Raw genomic sequence first — 19,051 nt, forward strand, 5'->3', positions numbered from 1 at the left:
GCTTATCTGCTATGACTTTGGCCTTTAAATGGAACAAAAACCGACTGCCAGCTGAACCGGCTGAAAGAGCTTATCTGCTATGACTTTGGCCTTTAAATGGAACAAATTCCGACTGCCAGCTGAACCGGCTGAAAGAGCTTATCTGCTATGACTTTGGCCTTTAAATGGAACAAAAACCGACTGCCAGCTGAACCGGCTGAAAGAGCTTATCTGCTATGACTTTGGCCTTTAAATGGAACAAATTCCGACTGCCAGCTGAACCGGCTGAAAAGGGACAAATAGTGACACAAAATGCAGGCCATCTTCTTTTTAATAGATGATTTTTTTGTTGTAATTTTAAAATATTTAAAAAAAAACTTGCTATACTGCGTCAAACGATGTAATATACACATATAGACAGACAGCAAGGTCTGCTACCCCACCGAATCGGGGCGAGGTTCGGACTTATTAACCAAGTAAAGGATTAAAAAATGTCAAACTTAGTATTCAATACAAAAAAAGAAGCCGTTGAATTTTTAAGAAATATCGAACATTTGGAAGAAATGTCAAACGGCAACTTTTATCCCAAAGGTACTTATTACCTTGCCCACGGCGAATATAGCCAACCCGAATTTAAAGCTGTCAAATATAAAGACGGCTGGGGAATCAAAAAAATCCACTTTTACTATCCTAATACATTTCACACACCGAAAGACGGGCGCTGTATTGCGATCAGCGACTGGGACGGCAGCACTGATTTAGTCCTGCAAGATTCTTTTTATTGATTAATCCGCCACCCTTTGGGGTGGCAGCCCATACCGACGGGCAGTGTCGGCAAACCAACAGGAGCAAAAAAAATGAAAGCAACATTAACCATCGAAAAACGCGGAGAAGGCTATATTTATGACCTGTTTTCAGACAAAGCAACTAAACGCGGAGTGAAGTGTGGGTTAACCCCACTTGCGGCCGCAACAGAAGCGACAAAGATTTTAGCCAATCTAGCTACATCAACAGGTGCGGCCATAGTAGCACCGCCGGAGGTATTAGAATACATCCCTCCCCATCTAACAGGAGATACCGAGCCAACCGATAAGGTTAAACGAATTAAATCCCTTGAAATTGTGGCAGATTTGCTGATTGTCATTTACGGCGAGAAGGCAAAAATACCATCTAATGTAGAAAGATACGCAATACACAACCCAATGCAGGCAATCGGGCTGATTGTACAACGACGCGAGTTTCCAACCGACAGCCCAAAAGTAGCTGAGCTGATGGACAAAATCGAAAACCCTGATGATTTTAATTTTAGCCGTCCCGCAAACCTAGAGGAGCAGGCGGCATTTGATTTAAGATTGTACAAATCGCCCTATAACGCGCAATAACACGTAATGGCTGGCATGCAAAATGTCAGCTTTTTTAACGGAGCAACAATCATGATTAACAATATGGAGTTTGGATATACCCCAGCTAACCTTAAGCGATTACGCCAAGAATACGGTTTGACGCAACAACAGGTCGCAGACATAACCAAGTCAGCACTACCGACGGCTCAGCGATGGGAGATGATGCCAGGACAAAAAAACTACATCAACATGCCACATACAAAATGGCTAGAATTATTACAATTTATAGCTCAGAGGTAAGGAACTAACATGATTATAATAATTTCTGCCACATGCATGGTTTTGGTATCTGGTCTTTTTGTTTTTTTCTCCCATAAATTCGGATTAGACAGAGACGAAGCCTGCCAGCTAATTGTGAGAATTTTTATTTCACTTTTAGTAATAGCGGGTTTAATTTACTTTTTTTACTATTATTTTACTCTTATTTTAGGAGTATAAATTTTACTCAAGTCCCATTCCCTGAGTTAAATGGAAAATAAGTCATGCTTTATTGAATATCATGTACTATACGATAGTATAAGAACAACTACCGCCCTTACGGTTGGTCAATATGTTTTTATGTAATCATAAAAAGCATAATTACATAAAAACACATTTACACATTTATATAAAATAGTATTTACTTATTTGTGCATTATGGTATAATTCATTCATAAATAAGCAAAAGGAGATTGAAATGTTTTACTTTGACCGGAAACAATACAAAATTGTAGAAGTTTCTGAGCTTGATGTAATTGCGTTGTTTGGTAAATCTGAAGCAGATTTTGAACGAATGACGGTTCGTAATCCAGATATGTTGGTTTACTCTTCAGAAAAGTATGATTCAGACGGATTCACCTATATCTTCGATACACGCGAAGAAGTAATTAACCTGATTCGTGAGGAATTAGAAGATGAAGCCGCATGGGACTTAGATAATGATTGGGATTTGGAAATTATTAAAAAGCTGAGACTGGCGATAGCATAAAGACAATAAAAGCCGTTTGAATTTTCAGACGGCTTTTTAATTAGGATTAAATACATATTTACATAAAAATGTATTTACATTAAAAATAAAAAGCATTATAATGTAATTATGAAAACTCACAAAGGAGTATTAAAATGATTATATCGTTTTTGAATCAGAAAGGCGGTGTTGGTAAAACTACGCTCAGTACCAATGTGGCGTATGCTTTATCACAGCGAGGGTATAAAGTATTGTTGGCTGATGCTGACCCTCAAGGCAGTGCGATTAGTTGGGCGGCTGTTCGAGGGAATAAGGAATTGCCGTTTACTGTTGTCGGTATGGCAAATGCTAGTTTGCGTCAACAGTTACCACGTATGCAGGAGCAAGATGGTTACGAATTTGTAATTATTGATGGTGCGCCACGGATGACAGAATTATCACGTGCAGCAATTATTGTTAGCGATTTGATTGTAATGCCAATGCGACCGTCCGGCTTTGATATTTGGGCAACGGAAGAGTTAAAAAGTATGGTTGATGAAGCACGCATTTATAAGCCGGAAATAATTACAGCGGTCTGTCTAAATGCTGTTATTAACAATACAAAATTAGCAAAAGAAGTAATTGCCGATATGGAAGAAAATCATTGGTCATTTTTTGAGACAACTATTACCCAGCGTGTAGCTTTTGGCAATGCCGGTACACAGGGGCTATCTGTTATCGAATTAGACCCGTATTCAGAAGCGGCGAAAGAAATTGAACAATTAACTGATGAAATTGTATCTTTGAAAGGATAAAAAAATGGCAATTCAACGACCTGATAAGTCAGCCAATAATAATCAAAACGCAATCGATAAATGGGTTGAAAACCGAGATAACAAAGTGGTTGTGTCTAAATCTGAGAATGTGTCAGAAGAACCAATAAAACGGTTTACCGTTTTAATGCCTGAATCGATGCACCAAGAATTAAAAATTTATTGCGCACAGCATAGTATTTCTTTGAAAGATTTTGTAATTCAGGCGATTCAAAATGAAATGCAGCGGTAATGGCTAAAACATAAAGATGTAAATATGTTTTAATGTGAAAATGTAATTTTGAAAAGGAGTTATCCAATGTTAGGAGATTTTGATTATGAAGTGGCTTTAGAGATTTTAGGCCAAAGTCAGCAACCTTTAGTTCAGGCTCGCTATGATGAATGCAATAAAGAAAACCCGAATCCGGAGCTTTTGAAATTTCTACGTAGCCGTATGGCCGTTGTAGATGAGCTAATGAGCAATTTGAAACCTGATGATGAATACCTGATTAAACGCATATTGGATAAAAATGATGTTCTGAGAAAGTTGCTGTGATGGAAACTAAATACCAAGAGCTATCAAAAGAAAGTATCCAGTCTATTGCTAATGAGTTCTTTGAAGATAAAATTCATCTAATTGAAGTTCAAGATAAACCCAAAGCGATATTTATTGCTGGGCAGTCAGGTGCTGGAAAAACTCAAGCGGCAAATTTAGTAAAAGCTGAATTAAAAGACAATGGCGGTTACGTGCCAGTTGATGCCGACCGTATGAGGGAAAAATTACCTACGGGCGGCATTGCTTACCCATCTGAACAAACTCAGAAAGATGCAGGAGCTTTGGTAAGTGTATTGAGAAAAAGACTGATCCAAGAAAGGATAAACTTTTTTGAAGAGGGTACATTCCGTGATAGTGAATCGGTAAAACAAGGACTGGTTTTTTTGAAGTCTCAAGGCTATCAGGTAGAAATGGTTGCTGTTGCAACCAGCTTTGAAAAGAGCTTATTGGGGATTCATGAGAGGTATGAGCGACAACTCAGTTCAGGAGCTTCCAATCCTAGATTAGTGCCTGCTGATTACCATCAAAAAGCCTTTGATGGTTTTACCAATACATTTCAAAAAACTGCTCATTTGTTTGACCGTGTTCGGGTTGTAAACAGAATGGGGCAGGAACTCTATGATTCACATAGAAAGGATAATACACAGACAGCTTACGAAGCCTTGCAGTCTGGCCGTAAAATGAGTGTTCAGGACTGGCAGGAAGTTCAAACAGGCTGGGAGCGTGTGATTGAATCTGCCAAACAGCGCGGCAATGCGACAGAACAGTATATGGCCGATGTTACCGCGCATAAAAACCGAGTTTCGGCGGCACTTCGGGCTGAGAAATTTAAACCGGAAGGCATGACCGAAAAGGCTCAGACGGCCAAAGCCAATAAGCAGCGTATTAAACATAAAAATTCTTTAATGTAAAAATGTAATTATGTTTTTACATAATTACATTAAAATGCTAAAATATAAATATGTTTTTTCAGGTAGATGAAGATGGAGCAACTAATTTTAGATAATGACCGAGACCGCCGCGCCGCCCAATGGTTGATTCAGACCGTAGGGCAGGAGGCAGTAAACGAGGCGATACAGAAGCTAGCCGGAAACCGGAAACCCTATATTAGCAATGTGGCAAAAATATTAGGCTTGGAAATACCAAAACTTGTGATATTAACGCCGCAAGAAACAGCCAGAGAAAAAATTGCCGATATACGCGCTATTTTGAGAGCAAAGAAGAGTTATTAGTGGTAGCTTCTTCATCAGCTAGTTTCCGCTTGTATTCTGCCCATACTCTTTTTACAGTAGCTTCGCTGCAACCGACCAATCGGGCGGTTTCCTTAATTGTATTGTGTGGACGGATTGATATAATCTGTTCGTGTTGTTTCAAATCTGCTGGCCGCCCCTGATAGCGGCCTTTCTTTTTAGCTTCTTCAATCCCCTCACGCTGTCGCTGGCGGCGTGTTTCATAATCTTCATGTGCCATATTTAAAGCGATTTTCAACAGCATACTTTGACAGGCTTCCAAAATGATGCGTTCCATTTCTGAACTTGGATTCAGTTCGTTCAAGTCGATAATTTGAGGCACAGCGATATACGCGCCTTTTTCCTTGATCCGTGCAATCAGCTTTTCTGCTTCTATCAACGGCAGACGGCTTAACCGGTCGATATGTTCGGCAATCACAACATCATTAGGTTGGAGGTCATCAATTAACTCTTCCAACTTAGGGCGGTTAGGATTTACGCCGCTACCTTTTTCGGCGTAAACCTTTGCAACATAATAGCCTAGCCGCCTGGCTTCATCGGCTAGTTTTTGTTGGCGTTCCAAGTTTTGCTGTTCGGTACTGACACGGCAATATATACGGGCGATTTTCATAAGTATCTTTCAGCCTCTTGAATCTGATAGTCGAGTTTCAATAATAAACTGTGTTTGGCTTCATTGAAATCTAAGCAAATAATGGTATTGGCAGCGAAGTTCCAATACCAAACGTCATTAGTTATTCGTGATGATTCTTTTATCTCATGGGCTTCTCTATAAGAGTGAACATCAAACAGCCATTCGTTATCAATATCTTTGTGCGGTTTAAATGTAGTTTTTTTGATAATGGCCGTTAATGTTTCCTGCGGTTCATCAGCCATAAATACCTCAGAAAGAGTGAATTGGCAGATTGAATCAGCTTCTACAAGATATAAAGATGTTCCCATTTTAACTGGTACTAGTTCGTTCATCTTATTCCCCTTTTCTGTTTCCGGAAATCGTTAGTGTACACAGGCTTATTGGTTGATCCGTTCCGGAGCTTTCTGTATTTGCTAAAGCCGGAGCATTCAATACCGCTAAGAGTAGGGCAGTAGTACGGCAGTTCATGTTCAATTTCTTTCTTCATATAAAAAGCCCTTATCCTATTCGTTGTTTTGTGATGAATAAGGATAAGGGCTTTTGTATTTGCTGTTCTGCGCTTTCAGTTCAACAATGATTTTAACTCTTCAATGATACCGGCGGCCTTGATAAAGTTTCGGGTTGCTCGACTGGTATCACGCATTTCTTTTGCGGTTGTTTTCCGTAATTTGTTATATGGCCGTTTTTTCAGTTGGATTTTGGCTTGTAACAATTTTTGACGGCGTTCGGCCTGAACATTCAGACGGTCTTGAATAACGATGTGTAACAGGTCAGTTTTTCGGGTTACGGCAGTAATATTCATTGTACCTCTCCTTCATTTTTGCTTATGTTCCATTTATCTGCTGAACACACTTGGTCAGCATCAACATAACGAATGCGTTCTCCTTGAATTGAATTGTACAATCTTCCATATACGCGAATTTTTAAACGTGCGTTAGGCATTTTTTTTAAAACATCACAATACATTAAATAATATTTTTTAGACCGTCTATTAAATGAATGTGTGCATTCAAGTAAATGTTCTCCTTCCCAGTTAATAGGTTGTTCTGGATAAATTTTTCTTTTCAAAAAAAGAATTTTCATATAGCCCCCTCAATTCTATAAAGTTTTCTGCCATGATGAATATAGGCCAATTTAAGTATATATAAATGAGCCAGTTAAATCTTGAGTGTTTTAACTGGCTCAATAATACCATAACGGATTTAAATGAGCTAGTTATTTTTGAGCTATTTAAACGATCCTTTAAGTATTCAAGTTAATTTTATTCTTCCACAGCTTGAAAATCTGCACCGTTACAATCAGGCTGGCCACACTTCAAAAGCAGGTTAGGCTTGCCCCAAACTTGCGCGGAACAGCACGGGCAGCGGTATTTGATGCGATTGGATTTATTGACTGGTTCGGTCGGCGGCAAAACAATCAAATCTTCATCTTCCTGCCCACCTTCGCCGTTATCCTCGCCGCTTTCGTCATCAACAAAGGCAGGCTGTATCGGTTTGCCGATTGTTGGCGGAAACACTAAAGCCGTAGGCCGTTCAGGAGGGAATCGGTCAAACCATGACAAATTAAATTCATCGGTCATTAGCTCGCTGCAAGCTCGTTCAAAATCGCCGCCGCTTACAATGTAATGCGACATTTTTTCTCCGGTTCGCTTCCCGCCTTCCGCGCCCGTGTTACTGGGGCAAAGCCCGATTGAATCCATCTTTGCGCCCCATTCTTTATTATGGTAGCCGCGCCGCCCTGGCTTGCCGTAATGGAATTGCCACAAATGCACCATTTCATGAACCATTGTTGAAAGGGTCTCTTCAATACTTCTGATTGCAAAGTAAGAAGGATTCATTGCGATTTCATCAACCAACTGCCCATTTTTACTGCCGACGAAACGCTTGCAGCTGAAATAGCCGTAAGTGCGTTTTTCGCGTTGAAGGGTAATTAGACAGGGAGGCAAGCCACCGTCAAATAGGCGAGTATTGAAAAAGTCATAGGCGGTTTGCAGTTCATTATAAGTTTCAATAGTAGGCAGGGCGCGCATAGCTTCTCCTTTTATTGGATTGGCTCAAGCTCACCAAAGAGAAAGGAAAGCAAATGTTCAAGGTTATCAAAATTTGCACCAAGCGCGGCACTGAAATTGATGTTGCTACCTATTCAAAAGGCTATTTAGCCGTTTGGAAAAGGGATAACGACAGTAAGGCCGTTTTCAGCACTTTACCGAGAATAAAAGTTTCAGGTTTACGACAAGCTAAACAGGAAATTCAGGCCATTTATAGACCCGATACGGTCATTTAAGAAAGGAAAGTAAAAATGAAAAGTATTACAGAGCGCGTAATCAGCGATAGAGAAAAAATGAATTTTCTGCCTAAAAAAGTAGGTTCAGGATTCTGGGCATTTGAAAATATTTTGTATCAAATCACAGCCGATTTATCACAAGACTACACAGGCGGAATGTGGGACTTTGTAGAACTCAGTAACGGCGGTTTTTACTGTCGGCCTGATGATGATTCATTGTTTCATTGTGTGAATATGGCCGGAGAATCAGCCGATTTAAAAAATGATTCAGTCGGTATTTTTGCCACAACAGCGGCACTTGCTGAATTGTCATGGCGGTTTAACGATGAACGTATTCTCAAGAATTATGACCTATTGCAACAGTACATTGAAGAACGCGCCGAGCGTCAAACACTGCGGCGGATGATGGATTAAAAGCAATTATTCAGACGGCCTTTAGGCCGTCTGTAACCAAATTTAAAAGGAATAATCATCATGAAAAAATTAACCTTAAGTGAATTAAATCAAGCCTTGAAAAAATATATTCAGGCATTGCCCGAAAAAAACAGCCACTTTATGAGAAAGTATTTGAGCTGCGTGGATATTTTGTAAATCAGAAAACTGTAACAGGTGCATACTGGTTTGAAGATGTGGGAGCGGTTGTTTATATCGGAGAATTTGGGTCAGGATTTCTTACCGTTACCGCTTTTTCAGGAAAGCGGACAAAACCGGATTTTAATTATTATGTAAAATCTGCCGAAGAAGTGGAAGCAGATATTCAGACTTTCTATAAACGGCTTTGCCGTTCACAAGCAGCAAAAGTAGAACAGCGGAAACAAAACCGACCAACAAATGCAGATGTTCAAATCGGCGATATTTTTGAATCGTCATGGGGATATGAACAGACTAACGTCAATTATTATCAGGTTGTCGGTTATCGCGGAAAATCGATGGTTTTAGTTCGTGAGATTGCCGCAAACAGAAAAGAAACCGGATATTTTAGCGGTGTATGTACCCCTGCTGAAAACTATTTTATTTCAGATGAAATTTTAATTCGTCGTGTAACTAATGGCCGAATTAAAATTGATGAAATTATTACAGCGCATAAAGCTGAATATCAGGAAATTTCAGGAAAAAAAGTATATTCTGAAAACCCATATTCAAATTATTATTAAAAACAAGCTCCCGAAAGGGAGCTTGTTTTTAATCTTTAGATTTGTCTTTTCTTCCACTGAACCGGATAGAATCAACGATTATTTTAGTCTTTTCATGCTTTACGCCATCTTTATCATACGAATCATAATTTAAACGTCCTTCAACTAAAACAGAAGAACCTTTATCCAACTGTTCATCAATAAAAATTGCATTTTTACCGAAAGCAGTCAGATTATGCCAAACCGTTCTATTTTCTTTTGATTTGAAATCATATTCCTGCGTAGCAATAGAAAAATCTATTGCTTTTCCATCTTCGCCATATTCTTTCAAATCGTATATATTTCCAATCAGACCCTCAATAATTACACGTTGAAAACTCATTTTGATTCTCCTTTTTTCTCAATTTCACGTTGTCGCAATAAATCATCGCCACGAATTTTAAGCTGATGTTCAAATCCAGGATTCTCTTTGATACGGTCGAGAATATATAGGAATGCTCCTGTAACTGTGCCTCTATCTTTTGGGAATTTTGTTAAATCGGTTAAAGCACCGATTGTGATTAATTCGTGTTCTCTCTTTTTACGATTATTTGATTTTCGTTGAGAGTCTGCTTTTTTTAATTTAGCAAGAATTGCCTTTTGTTGCTCTTTGGATTTTTCGCGTTCAATTTGATATTCAGTATCACGTTTGTATTCACGATAGTGATTATTTAAAAGGCTGGATAATGCGTTTTTCTCTATCGCTGACTTTTCAGGTTGATTGTTTAAATCAAAAATCATTCTTTCATTTGATGTTAGTTTTTCCTTTTTTTCCAATTCTGAAAAGTATTCTGATTTCCATGTTTCAAAGTCTTTGATTTCCATATATTAGCCTTTAAACTCAAAAATTCGGTAAATCAGTATATAGCATATCTATTAGTTTGTGTACAGAATTTTTTGTTTTTCGGAGTATTCAAAATAAGTTGATTTTGAATACAGGTAACTTCTAATTCTGCAGTTGTCCTTAGTAATAAGGACAACTGCAGAACTTTCGTGTAGAATACAAGCACGATTACTCGTTTCTCTTCGAGAAACGACAGGATTTATTAAAAACTATTTAAAATCATGGCTATATATAATCTTGAAGTAAAAACTGGATTGAAAGGCAACGGCCTCAGACACGCTCAATATATTGAGCGTGATGATACCTATTTGCCTATTGATTCTGTTACTGATGAAAGTACCGAACGCCATGATGAATACATTACCCGACAGAACAAATATGCACACAAATCAGACCTGATTGAAACCCGTAGCGGCAATATGCCTAAATGGGCGGAAAAGGCTGATGATTTTTGGGCAGCAGCGGATAAATACGAAAGAGAAAACGGAAGGACTTATCGTGAACTTGAGGTATCTCTACCAAGAGAACTAACCGAAGAACAGCATATTGAGTTGATTGAGCGATTAGTAAAGAATACAGTCGGGAATCGTCATGCTTATACTTGGGCTTATCATTGCCCTATGGCTGCCGATGGGGAAAAAAATCCGCACGTTCATTTTATGTTTACCGAGCGAGAAAATGACGGTATAGAGCGAAGCAAAGAGCAGTTTTTCAGACGATACAATCCAAAATATCCCGAAATTGGAGGAGCGAAAAAAAACCGGTTTTTTAACAGTCGCCTGTTCATTCATGCTATCAGAAAAGAATGGGCAGCAACTGCAAATTACTATATGGAAGAATTAGGACTTCATATCCGAATTGACGAGCGTAGTTATAAAGAGCGCGAGATTAACTTAATTTCGCAGCATTGGCAAAAACAGTTTTTTTCCAATACTGAAACGCAAAAATCTTATGATTTTGCAACAAGTGAAAGGCTGTCTGAAATCCGTAGAATCAATGGCCAGCGTATTATTGAAAATCCTGAAATTGCCTTAAAAGCCTTAACCAGTAAACAATCCTATTTCACAAAAAAAGAATTGGAAAAATTCATTTTTACACATACCGATTCTGAACAACAATATTTAGAAGCCTATAATGCCGTTCTAATGTCAGAGCAGTTACAACAAACTGCAAAAGACGGTTTTTATACCAGTTTTGAGATGTATGCAACTGAAGTTGAATTACTGAATTGCATTGCGCGAGCCAATAAAACCATTGTTGCTGGAAATAGAGATTTAGAAGAAACGCGGAAACAGGTTATTGCAAAACGGACTTTCAACCCTGAACAAGAAACCGCTTTCAAAGTGCTTACGTCTGATTCGGTTGTATCATCAGTTAATGGTGCAGCAGGTACAGGAAAATCTTATGTTTTGGGTGCGGTTAATGAGGTTTATCAGCAAAACGGTTATGCTGTTTATGGCGTGGCTTTGCAAAGCAAAACTGCCGACAATATGCAGCAGGATATTGGTGTAAAATCCTCAACTATTTCCAGATTTTTGATGGGTATTGAAAACGGAAATATCCGTTTAGATCATAAATCTGTCATCATCTTGGACGAGGCCGGTATGGTCGGAAGCCGTGATATGCTGGCATTGCTTTCTGCTGTCGAATCTAATCATGCAAAAATCCGTATGGTAGGCGATTCATTCCAACTTTCAGCCGTTTCCGCCGGTAATGCTTTTGCCAAAGTTCAAGAACATTTGAGCAATGATTATCAGGCTTCTTTGTCTCAAATCATGCGCCAAAAATCCGCAGAAATGCGAGAAGCTAGTATTGCATTATCCAAACATGATGTTAAATCCGGCATGGATATTTATTGGAATTTGGATAAATTCAACAGATATGAAATGCAACAATCTGCTGCTCGCCATTTGGTTGCTGATTGGTATCAAACTGAAAAATCACTATCCAAAGTCATGCTGGCCTATACCAATAAAGACGTAGCAAAACTTAATCAGCAAGCACGTACCTTATTGCGTGATGACGGTACATTGTTGGGTAAAGACTATACGGCTTTTGTGAAACATGGAGAGCGGACGGCAACGATTGATTTAGCCGTTGGCGACAAGATTATTTTCCGTGAAAATAATCGCGAATTAGGTGTATTCAACGGTAGTATCGGTACAGTTTCATTTCTAAGTGGCTATAATAATGAGGCCGAACAAATCACAGTAACATTAGATTCTGGTCGTGTAATTGAATTTGGTTTGAACGATTACAACAGTATTCAACACGGCTACGCTAGTACCATTCACTCATCTCAAGGTATTACCGTAGATAACGCCTATCTCTTAACTTCAAGAAACATGAATGCCAATCTTGCCTATGTGGGTATGACCCGACACAGACAGGATTTGCAAATCTATTATTCTGCCGAAGAATTTGAAGGCGGTTATCATGAAATGGTTAATACCCTAAGTAAAGGCCAACAGAAAGAGTTTGTAGGCGATAAATCCCTGATTGAAGATGTTGAAGCCGCAAAAATTTCACAACTGATAAATCGCCGCGAAACTTTAGCAGATAAAGCCGGTGCAAATCTAAAATTTGAAAATGCGATTGACCGGCAGCTTTCTGAATTACTGTCTGTCGAAAAATCCAAACCTTATGATCGGCTGGCTACCACTCAAGCCTTACCGACTTTGGTAGATTTATATCGGACTTCCCAGCGTGAACAGGGGCAACATATCCAATCCTACAAACTGGGAAGTATCTCGATTGCCGCTGGCGACTATCTGACTTTGCAGCAGGATTTTGAACTGAAAACCGGTTTGTTCAAAAAATTGAGTATTACGGCAGGTACGGAAATTCAGGTTAAAGCGGTTGTGATAAATGATAAAGACAATCATATTTTGGCAACGGCTAACGGACAGGAAATTAAAATTCCGACTACTTACCGAAGCTATACATATTCGGCACGTTATACCGCAGCTTACAATAAAGGCGGCGACTTTACCGAACGTATTAATGCCGCTTATATCAAACGGACACAAGCAACATTGCTCAAATCTGCCAAAGAGCAGAACGCGGAAAATATCCGTGAGCAGCAAAACAGGGGAATGAAACAGCGTTTTGAAACAGAAAAAATGCAGCGTGGCTTGAAATTGTAAAGTTGGAGGTTACTATGGATTCGGTTTATCAGCTTGTCTTTGACAGCAAGGTATTACGCTATTTACTTTATCCGTTATGGAATATGAACGGCAAAATCAATTTTCTGATAGCGTACTTTTTACTGCTGATCGCTACGCTATTGCTTGCGCTAGCTGTGTACCGCTTGAGCGGCAAACTGGTCTTTATCCGGCAACTGGGTAAGCTGAAAACAACGGTCAGCGCGATATTAGCTGTATTGGGCAGCGCGATTTTTTTCATGCTTTTTGACTGGCTTCCTGCCACCGGCGGCCATATCAACCACCCCAAAGACATTCTGATAATGGCCGTATTTTTTTGGCCGGTTGTTCTGTTTTTGGGTATTTCTGCACTCATTTCTTACAACCGAAAACACATCATTATCAGCAAAGGCAAAGAGTATAAAGACTACTTTGTCAGAGGTACGCGCCTGGTTTCTGAACACGAGTTCAACCGTGCTATCGAAAAAGCCTATAAATACGCCGATAACGACGAAAAAGCTAAAATCCAACTGGGAAAGGTTGTAATTCCTCCATCGGTTGAAAGCTATCATATATCGGTTGCAGGTACGACCGGCTCAGGCAAATCACAAACCATGTTTCAGATTTTTAAAGTCATTGAAGCGAGGGAAGAAAACGCGATTGTCTTTGACATTGGCGGCGACTTTGCTAAACGCTATAAACGGCCACAAGATAAAATCTTCAATCCGTTTGATTCTGAAAGTGTGAGATGGAATCCATTAAAAGAAATTCGTGAAAAACGCGATTGCGCGACTTTGGCTGAAGCCATTACCGCAGTCAATGAATCAGACGTTTCCGGTAAACGTTGGGCAGATTACAGTAAAGCGTTTCTGACGGCCATTTTGGAATTTATGTTTGAAAGCGGTATGAGTTCGGTAGAGCGTTTTTTGTATTATGCGTTTGAAGCCGATCAAATCATCTTAACCGACGTTTTGGCCGGTTCAACCGCAGCCGCCTATGTTCAAGAGGGTAATGAAGAGGTATTTCAAAGCATACGCACCACTGCCGTGAGCAAATTGGAAGCATGGAAATATTTGATTCATGATGATAAAAGCGTTCCTGATTTCAGTGTACGGGACTGGATACGTCAACAACCGGCGGAAAGTATCTATCTGACAGTTAAAGATTCAGAATTATCGGCTTTGCGCGATATGGTTAGCTGTTTTTACGCTCTAGCCTTTCAGGAAGCCCTAGACGTTCCTAAGTTCAATAAACGCCTATGGTACTTCCTAGACGAAGTGGACAGCTTGGGCTACATTGTGTCATTGCGCCACGGCCTTACCAAGCTCAGAAAGCACAATGCAACGATTGTTCTTGGTTTTCAGGCTATCAGCCAATTACGTGCAACTTATGGCCAACAGATTACTGATACCTTGCACGTTAACACGCGAGTTCAGATTTCTATGGCCGTAACCGGCGATACCGCAAAATACTTCTCTGACGTATTCGGTAGTCAGGAAATCAACCGCAGACAACAGAATTATTCTGAAAATTCCAGCGGTATGTTCAGCAGCGGTAACAGCAGTTCAACCGTGGCCAACAATGTTCAACGCATTACCGGTAAAACACTGTTGGAATCAGAGTTTTCATCATTGCCGAATTTGACCGGCTATATCCGATTAATAGGCTTGCCTGAAATAACGAAGTTTACTGTTCCTTTCTCAGGATAAATAAAAAATGTAAATACATCTTAATGTATTTACATTTTAACATTTTATTGTTTTTTATTAAAAGCATAAACAAAGGCTGGCGTAATGCCAGCCTTTGTTTTAGTTACCCAGCCAACCGCTATAAGATTGATTGGACGTAACGCCTTTACTACCAGTATCACTGGCTAAATTCGTCTGTACCGCGCTCAATCGTGCGGTAATGGTTGAAATTTGAGCCTGTTCGATAGCAATCGCATTTGCCAAATCCTGAGCTTCTTTGATGGTTTGCGTAGTATTGATTTTGGACTTCAGATTATCAAGGTTTTGAATATGGACTTCCAACGCATTGTAAGAGGCTTCACTAAAAGCCATACCCATGCGGACACTTTGATAATTATGCTTAAATTGCTGAGAATCCATCAAAGAATCAAGTTGTTTACCATTCATGACGGTAAGCAATTTATCATAAACTGCTTTGGCATTATTCCATGTACCGCCTTTACCTTGACTACTTACCACGTCTTGCCAAGAGCCGGAAACAATATCAGACTTTTTTAAACCTTGCAGATAGTTGGTTGTTCCGGTAACGGCTTCATACTGCTGTTTCAACTGCTGATACTGTTGCTGCAACTGCTGATACTGCTGCACCATTTGACCAACCGCCGCAGGGTCAAAAACGACATCACCCACGCCGAAAATAGCCCATGCCGGACGGGTCATCATCATACTGACAATAGCCACCGCAACAAGTTTTTTCGATTTTCTCATTATGCTGCCTCCTGTTTCAACTTCAACAATCGGGCTTTGAAAGGTTCAGCCCAATCCCTATAATCCTTACTGCCAACCTCAGAAATAACATCTTGTAATACATTATATTTTACTTCGTTTCCTGAGAGAATTTCTACAAAATCCAGCATAGACGACAAGTCCATTTTGGTAATGACTGACTGACTAGAACTTTTGATTAAAAAAGGTTTTGCTTTTACGGCTGGATTATCGTTTTCTTTAATCCATGCCAATTCCGTTGAAGTACAGCCTAATCCCTCTTCGCCTAAATAAGTCTTGTCAGAAGCCTTAGCATTTGGCAGTAAAATACTGGTTCTGAATTGTTGGCGTAAATCGGCACTTGTCGTAATCACTTCCGGCGTTGGCGTTACAAAGATAACCATACCGTTACGGCGGCGGTAGGTTGTTAACATAATCCGTAGCCATTCACGGTTATATTCATCTTCAATATAACGCTGTCCCTCTTCCATAACAACAATAAACGGTTTGGCCGCTTGCATGGCCGTATCAATCCGATGAAAAATGTACATCGAGCAAGCCATCAGAATCTCAGGCTCTTTGATGACATTTTTCATCTCGAAACAGAACCGTTTTGCCCCATCAAGTGAGAAAGAATCTGTTTCATTGTCGAATAGCGAAGCCAGCCTACCATCATTACACCATTTCCGCATACGTTCGGCTAAAGAACCCTCTTCGTCAATACCGAACAGGTCAACAAAATTACCCAATCGGCGCAAATGTGGCTCAAAGGTATAAATCTGTTCAATAACCTCATGAACTTTCTTTTCCTCTCTGGCCGTCAACGCTACACGGTTTCCCTGTTCGTTGACTTTTGCCCCTAAGAACGATAACCACCGGAACAGAAATTCACGATTATCTTTAGTATCGGGCAGTTGGAGCGGATTCCAGCCGGTTTTCATATTCGGCATTAATACAGTATGCGTAGCACCGATGGCCGTCATAAAGACTGCCGCTGAATATTCAAAATCGAAATGAAAGATAAAAGGGTCGTGTTTAAGCGCACTGGCCAACATTGCATTCAGCGTAGTAGTTTTACCGCCACCTGTCGGCGCGATAAATCGGGTATGCCCCACATCTGATCCATGTTCATGGAAATTGAAATAATACGGCGTGTTGCTGCTGGTTTTCAGCCGCATGATGTACTCGCCCCAATGGTTGCCGTTTTTAAAACCACTACTGGTATTGTGTAAGCTAGCAAAACCGGCAAAATTAGTTGTATTCAATGTTGCTGGGCGTTGGCACAAGTGCATATTGCCCGGCAACATTGAATAGAAGCTAGGTTCAGCAATGACATCTTCGCGCTTAGGGATTAAATGCGCTTTAGCAAACGCCTCTCTGGTTTTCTGTACCGCGTCTGAAAAATCATTGTCATTTTGGGTATAGACCAAAACATTCATATTGAAAATACCGTTGATTTGACGGCCACTTGTCAAATCATCAACCAATTCATTAATACTTTCAATTTGGCTTGCCGATTTATCGCCGACACTTTTCAACTGATTTTGTTTGCGTTCACTCAGTCTTGTGGACGTTTGGCGGCTCATTAAGGCAAAACTTTCACAAATAATCAGTTCATGGTCGATTTTCAAAAACTGGTCGAGCATGGAATGGTCGCTCTCTTCGGGATAGGTCGAATTAGGCAAACCAAATATGCAGCCAGTCCGAGCCGTACCATCGGCCAAATGGAAGCGGATAACTCCGTTTTCCTTAAAAATTTTGCGCGTTATCGGTAGATAATTTCTGATCGCCTCCGGAAAGACTGGTACAGGTGTGTCATCAAGATTAATGATATTGCTTAAAAATTGCATAGTTTCATCATAACGATGACCGTCTTTTTCGTACATTGTCAGTACACGCGGATTAGCGCGGGATAATGATTCCATAATCATATCCCTTGCTTCTTCCAATTCTGTAATCAAACCATTCTCAACAGTTTCACTGTCTAATGTGAACGCCAGTTTCATACGGTCGAACGGCGGCGCGTTTGGATCGTTACGGCGTGCCACAAGCGTGATGAAGATTCGATTTTTGAAAACCTTTGCTGTTTTTTGCTGTTGAAAATAATGTGCTTCAAAATCATCAAAAAATGATTGGCCGATGTCGGCGTGTCTTTCCGGCTCAACTTCTTTTCTTATGTAATGAATATACGGCACAATGCGTGAGTTCATCTGCCGATACAGGTCAGCACGGAATTTTTTCAACAAAGCCAAATCATCATAGCTTTCTGTTTCAAAATTCAGGCCGTCTAATTCGATGACGGTCATTAAATCGCCGTTGGCCAACTTGATAATTTCAGGCCGAATATGAAACAAATAAGGTAAATTTGAGATTTCCATGTTTTCTTTCTCCGCTTCCTGACTGAACCGATATTCCAATCCTAACTTGCTTTTTTGGCGCGGATTCGTTTCATAACTATATCCGTGGTACATCTTTTGTGAGTTCGTAAATCGCCGTCTGTGTTTAAACAGTGCAAAATTTACGCCCCTGTCCTCTTGATAAGTCAACGCTGTAAGATACGCATACAACGCCGCCACAGATAAGACGGGTTTAAAGAAACCGCCAAACGCCGCCTTGATTCCAAAAAACAGAAAAAATGCAGAAAACAGGAACAATATAAAGATGTTGATAGGAAGCCCCAACCAGCGAGCTTCCCTCGCCAAACCAGCAAACAACGGGTCTTTTTGTTGTTTAGTGGTTTCCATTTTTCAATCCTTAGTAGCCTGATGAACCTGACAGCGTAAGAATCCAGTTCACAATATCTTCCGCAAACACCAAAATCACACCACCAACCAACAAGCCACATACCCAAGTTTTCAGGTTACGGATAGGAGTGAAGAACATATTGATAGCAATCAGCACGACCGCAACGAACAATACGCCTGCACCGGCAATTACTAATTCAGTACCGACATTATTCAATGCCGATTTGATTTTAGTGCCGATACCTGCATTGGCATAAGTCGAAGCAGTAAACAACATAACGGCCATTGCTTGAGTTGAAGATAACTTTTTCATTGTGATTTCCTTTCGATAGAAATAAAAAGTAGATTAAAATTTTTGCAAACCGAACTTCATTTTTTGAACGTTAGGGCGTTCCCCTCCGTTCCATTCAATTACACCCATTTCCTGTAAATCAATAACCGCAGTTTCATGAGCAGGAGCATAAGCTGTTTTAGTTGCAGACCTCAGATAGTTACCTGATTTATCATATATTGGAACTGAGAAACTTACGCCAATACGCCTATTCGTCTTATTTTTTAGCTTTCCTGTAAATATCACATCTGCTCTACCTGAAAACCCTGTTGCAATACCACCTTTCGGATCAATGTTGGCAACAACTACTTTAAATCCGATAAGGTCATACGCAGCCGTAGATTTATTGCCAACGTTGTACACCTTATCGCCGCTTGCATAACCGGTTACGCTACTGACCTTACCGTTTACCGTTCCCAACGCATCATTGGCCGTTCCCAATACGGAATTGGCTGATGACAATACGCTGTTGACCTGAGCGCAACCGCCAAGCAAAACGATTAAGGCTAATATTGATATTCTCAT

24 protein-coding genes are annotated in these 19,051 nt (G+C 40.1%); 14 read left to right on the top strand and 10 right to left on the bottom strand.

Annotation, left to right across the window (positions count from 1 at the left end; all coding sequences use genetic code 11):
- Window positions 1-470: 470 nt before the first annotated feature.
- The 9 genes from ACTHTS_RS10420 (at window position 471) to ACTHTS_RS10460 (ending at window position 4,907) form a co-directional block, all read left to right on the top strand.
- Window positions 471-764, top strand: coding sequence for a hypothetical protein (locus tag ACTHTS_RS10420; protein ID WP_440367605.1), 294 nt, complete (start codon window positions 471-473; stop codon window positions 762-764).
- Window positions 765-836: 72 nt separating this feature from the next.
- Entirely contained in the window at window positions 837-1,361 is a 525-nt protein-coding gene (locus ACTHTS_RS10425) for a hypothetical protein (RefSeq protein WP_070649238.1), read from the top strand.
- Window positions 1,362-1,367: 6 nt separating this feature from the next.
- Window positions 1,368-1,622 (top strand): helix-turn-helix domain-containing protein, encoded by a 255-nt coding sequence (locus ACTHTS_RS10430; protein WP_283123666.1) that lies wholly within the window; start codon window positions 1,368-1,370, stop codon window positions 1,620-1,622.
- Between the two features lie 436 nt (window positions 1,623-2,058).
- Window positions 2,059-2,349: a hypothetical protein gene (locus ACTHTS_RS10435; protein WP_440370001.1), complete on the top strand. Its 291-nt coding sequence runs from the start codon at window positions 2,059-2,061 to the stop codon at window positions 2,347-2,349.
- Between the two features lie 134 nt (window positions 2,350-2,483).
- Entirely contained in the window at window positions 2,484-3,122 is a 639-nt protein-coding gene (gene parA, locus ACTHTS_RS10440) for a ParA family partition ATPase (protein WP_070649226.1), read from the top strand.
- Window positions 3,123-3,126: 4 nt separating this feature from the next.
- Complete coding sequence (locus tag ACTHTS_RS10445; RefSeq protein WP_070649224.1) at window positions 3,127-3,372, top strand: plasmid partition protein ParG; 246 nt, start codon at window positions 3,127-3,129, stop codon at window positions 3,370-3,372.
- A 66-nt stretch (window positions 3,373-3,438) separates the two neighbouring features.
- Entirely contained in the window at window positions 3,439-3,675 is a 237-nt protein-coding gene (locus ACTHTS_RS10450) for a hypothetical protein (RefSeq protein WP_070649222.1), read from the top strand.
- On the top strand, window positions 3,675-4,586 hold the full coding sequence (locus ACTHTS_RS10455; protein ID WP_070649220.1) for a zeta toxin family protein: 912 nt from the start codon (window positions 3,675-3,677) through the stop codon (window positions 4,584-4,586). The genes ACTHTS_RS10450 and ACTHTS_RS10455 overlap by 1 nt, the downstream gene beginning before the upstream one ends.
- A gap of 72 nt (window positions 4,587-4,658) precedes the next feature.
- The gene (locus tag ACTHTS_RS10460) at window positions 4,659-4,907 is read left to right on the top strand and encodes a cryptic plasmid protein A (RefSeq protein WP_283123665.1); all 249 of its coding nucleotides are present in this window, start codon (window positions 4,659-4,661) and stop codon (window positions 4,905-4,907) included.
- On the opposite strand, the gene ACTHTS_RS10465 is transcribed toward ACTHTS_RS10460, so the two are convergent.
- From ACTHTS_RS10465 to ACTHTS_RS10480, 4 genes are all read right to left on the bottom strand, one after another.
- Window positions 4,879-5,535 (bottom strand): recombinase family protein, encoded by a 657-nt coding sequence (locus tag ACTHTS_RS10465; protein WP_070649216.1) that lies wholly within the window; start codon window positions 5,533-5,535, stop codon window positions 4,879-4,881. The two genes, ACTHTS_RS10460 and ACTHTS_RS10465, sit on opposite strands and share 29 nt — an antisense overlap.
- Window positions 5,532-5,888 carry a hypothetical protein gene (locus ACTHTS_RS10470; RefSeq protein WP_070649214.1) on the bottom strand — a complete coding sequence of 119 codons (357 nt, stop codon included), beginning with the start codon at window positions 5,886-5,888 and terminating at the stop codon, window positions 5,532-5,534. The genes ACTHTS_RS10465 and ACTHTS_RS10470 overlap by 4 nt, the downstream gene beginning before the upstream one ends.
- A 466-nt stretch (window positions 5,889-6,354) precedes the next feature.
- Window positions 6,355-6,639: a hypothetical protein gene (locus ACTHTS_RS10475; protein ID WP_210392296.1), complete on the bottom strand. Its 285-nt coding sequence runs from the start codon at window positions 6,637-6,639 to the stop codon at window positions 6,355-6,357.
- A gap of 178 nt (window positions 6,640-6,817) precedes the next feature.
- Window positions 6,818-7,585, bottom strand: a complete 768-nt coding sequence (locus ACTHTS_RS10480) for a SprT-like domain-containing protein (protein ID WP_440367610.1) — start codon at window positions 7,583-7,585, stop codon at window positions 6,818-6,820.
- A 53-nt stretch (window positions 7,586-7,638) separates the two neighbouring features.
- On the opposite strand from ACTHTS_RS10480, the gene ACTHTS_RS10485 reads away from it, so the two are divergent.
- The 3 genes from ACTHTS_RS10485 to ACTHTS_RS10495 all read left to right on the top strand — a co-directional run bounded on the left by ACTHTS_RS10485 (window position 7,639) and on the right by ACTHTS_RS10495 (window position 8,993).
- Window positions 7,639-7,839 carry a hypothetical protein gene (locus ACTHTS_RS10485; RefSeq protein WP_440367612.1) on the top strand — a complete coding sequence of 67 codons (201 nt, stop codon included), beginning with the start codon at window positions 7,639-7,641 and terminating at the stop codon, window positions 7,837-7,839.
- Between the two features lie 15 nt (window positions 7,840-7,854).
- Window positions 7,855-8,253 carry an antirestriction protein gene (locus ACTHTS_RS10490; protein WP_070649203.1) on the top strand — a complete coding sequence of 133 codons (399 nt, stop codon included), beginning with the start codon at window positions 7,855-7,857 and terminating at the stop codon, window positions 8,251-8,253.
- A 215-nt stretch (window positions 8,254-8,468) separates the two neighbouring features.
- Window positions 8,469-8,993, top strand: a complete 525-nt coding sequence (locus tag ACTHTS_RS10495) for a hypothetical protein (RefSeq protein ID WP_440367614.1) — start codon at window positions 8,469-8,471, stop codon at window positions 8,991-8,993.
- A gap of 28 nt (window positions 8,994-9,021) precedes the next feature.
- Here ACTHTS_RS10495 and ACTHTS_RS10500 read toward each other — a convergent pair whose 3' ends face one another.
- A complete protein-coding gene (locus ACTHTS_RS10500) occupies window positions 9,022-9,354 on the bottom strand; it encodes a single-stranded DNA-binding protein (protein ID WP_070649205.1) in 333 nt (110 codons plus the stop codon).
- Window positions 9,351-9,836 (bottom strand): conjugal transfer protein TraD, encoded by a 486-nt coding sequence (gene traD, locus ACTHTS_RS10505; RefSeq protein ID WP_070649207.1) that lies wholly within the window; start codon window positions 9,834-9,836, stop codon window positions 9,351-9,353. The genes ACTHTS_RS10500 and traD overlap by 4 nt, the downstream gene beginning before the upstream one ends.
- Before the next feature lie 240 nt (window positions 9,837-10,076).
- On the opposite strand from traD, the gene ACTHTS_RS10510 reads away from it, so the two are divergent.
- Entirely contained in the window at window positions 10,077-13,001 is a 2,925-nt protein-coding gene (locus tag ACTHTS_RS10510; protein WP_440367616.1) for an AAA family ATPase, read from the top strand.
- A 14-nt stretch (window positions 13,002-13,015) separates the two neighbouring features.
- Entirely contained in the window at window positions 13,016-14,707 is a 1,692-nt protein-coding gene (locus tag ACTHTS_RS10515; RefSeq protein WP_440367617.1) for a type IV secretion system DNA-binding domain-containing protein, read from the top strand.
- Window positions 14,708-14,806: 99 nt separating this feature from the next.
- Here ACTHTS_RS10515 and ACTHTS_RS10520 read toward each other — a convergent pair whose 3' ends face one another.
- Genes ACTHTS_RS10520 through ACTHTS_RS10535 form a run of 4 tightly spaced genes read right to left on the bottom strand, consistent with a single transcriptional unit; the run spans window position 14,807 to window position 19,051 of the window.
- Window positions 14,807-15,454, bottom strand: coding sequence for a type IV secretion system protein (locus tag ACTHTS_RS10520; protein WP_070649243.1), 648 nt, complete (start codon window positions 15,452-15,454; stop codon window positions 14,807-14,809).
- Window positions 15,454-18,195, bottom strand: a complete 2,742-nt coding sequence (locus ACTHTS_RS10525; RefSeq protein WP_440367619.1) for a VirB3 family type IV secretion system protein — start codon at window positions 18,193-18,195, stop codon at window positions 15,454-15,456. The genes ACTHTS_RS10520 and ACTHTS_RS10525 overlap by 1 nt, the downstream gene beginning before the upstream one ends.
- A gap of 10 nt (window positions 18,196-18,205) precedes the next feature.
- Window positions 18,206-18,508 carry a TrbC/VirB2 family protein gene (locus tag ACTHTS_RS10530; protein ID WP_070649281.1) on the bottom strand — a complete coding sequence of 101 codons (303 nt, stop codon included), beginning with the start codon at window positions 18,506-18,508 and terminating at the stop codon, window positions 18,206-18,208.
- A gap of 33 nt (window positions 18,509-18,541) precedes the next feature.
- Window positions 18,542-19,051: a hypothetical protein gene (locus ACTHTS_RS10535; protein WP_070649279.1), complete on the bottom strand. Its 510-nt coding sequence runs from the start codon at window positions 19,049-19,051 to the stop codon at window positions 18,542-18,544.

This window comes from Neisseria sp. P0019.S003 (genome assembly GCF_051957115.1).
GTDB lineage: Bacteria > Pseudomonadota > Gammaproteobacteria > Burkholderiales > Neisseriaceae > Neisseria > Neisseria flavescens_D.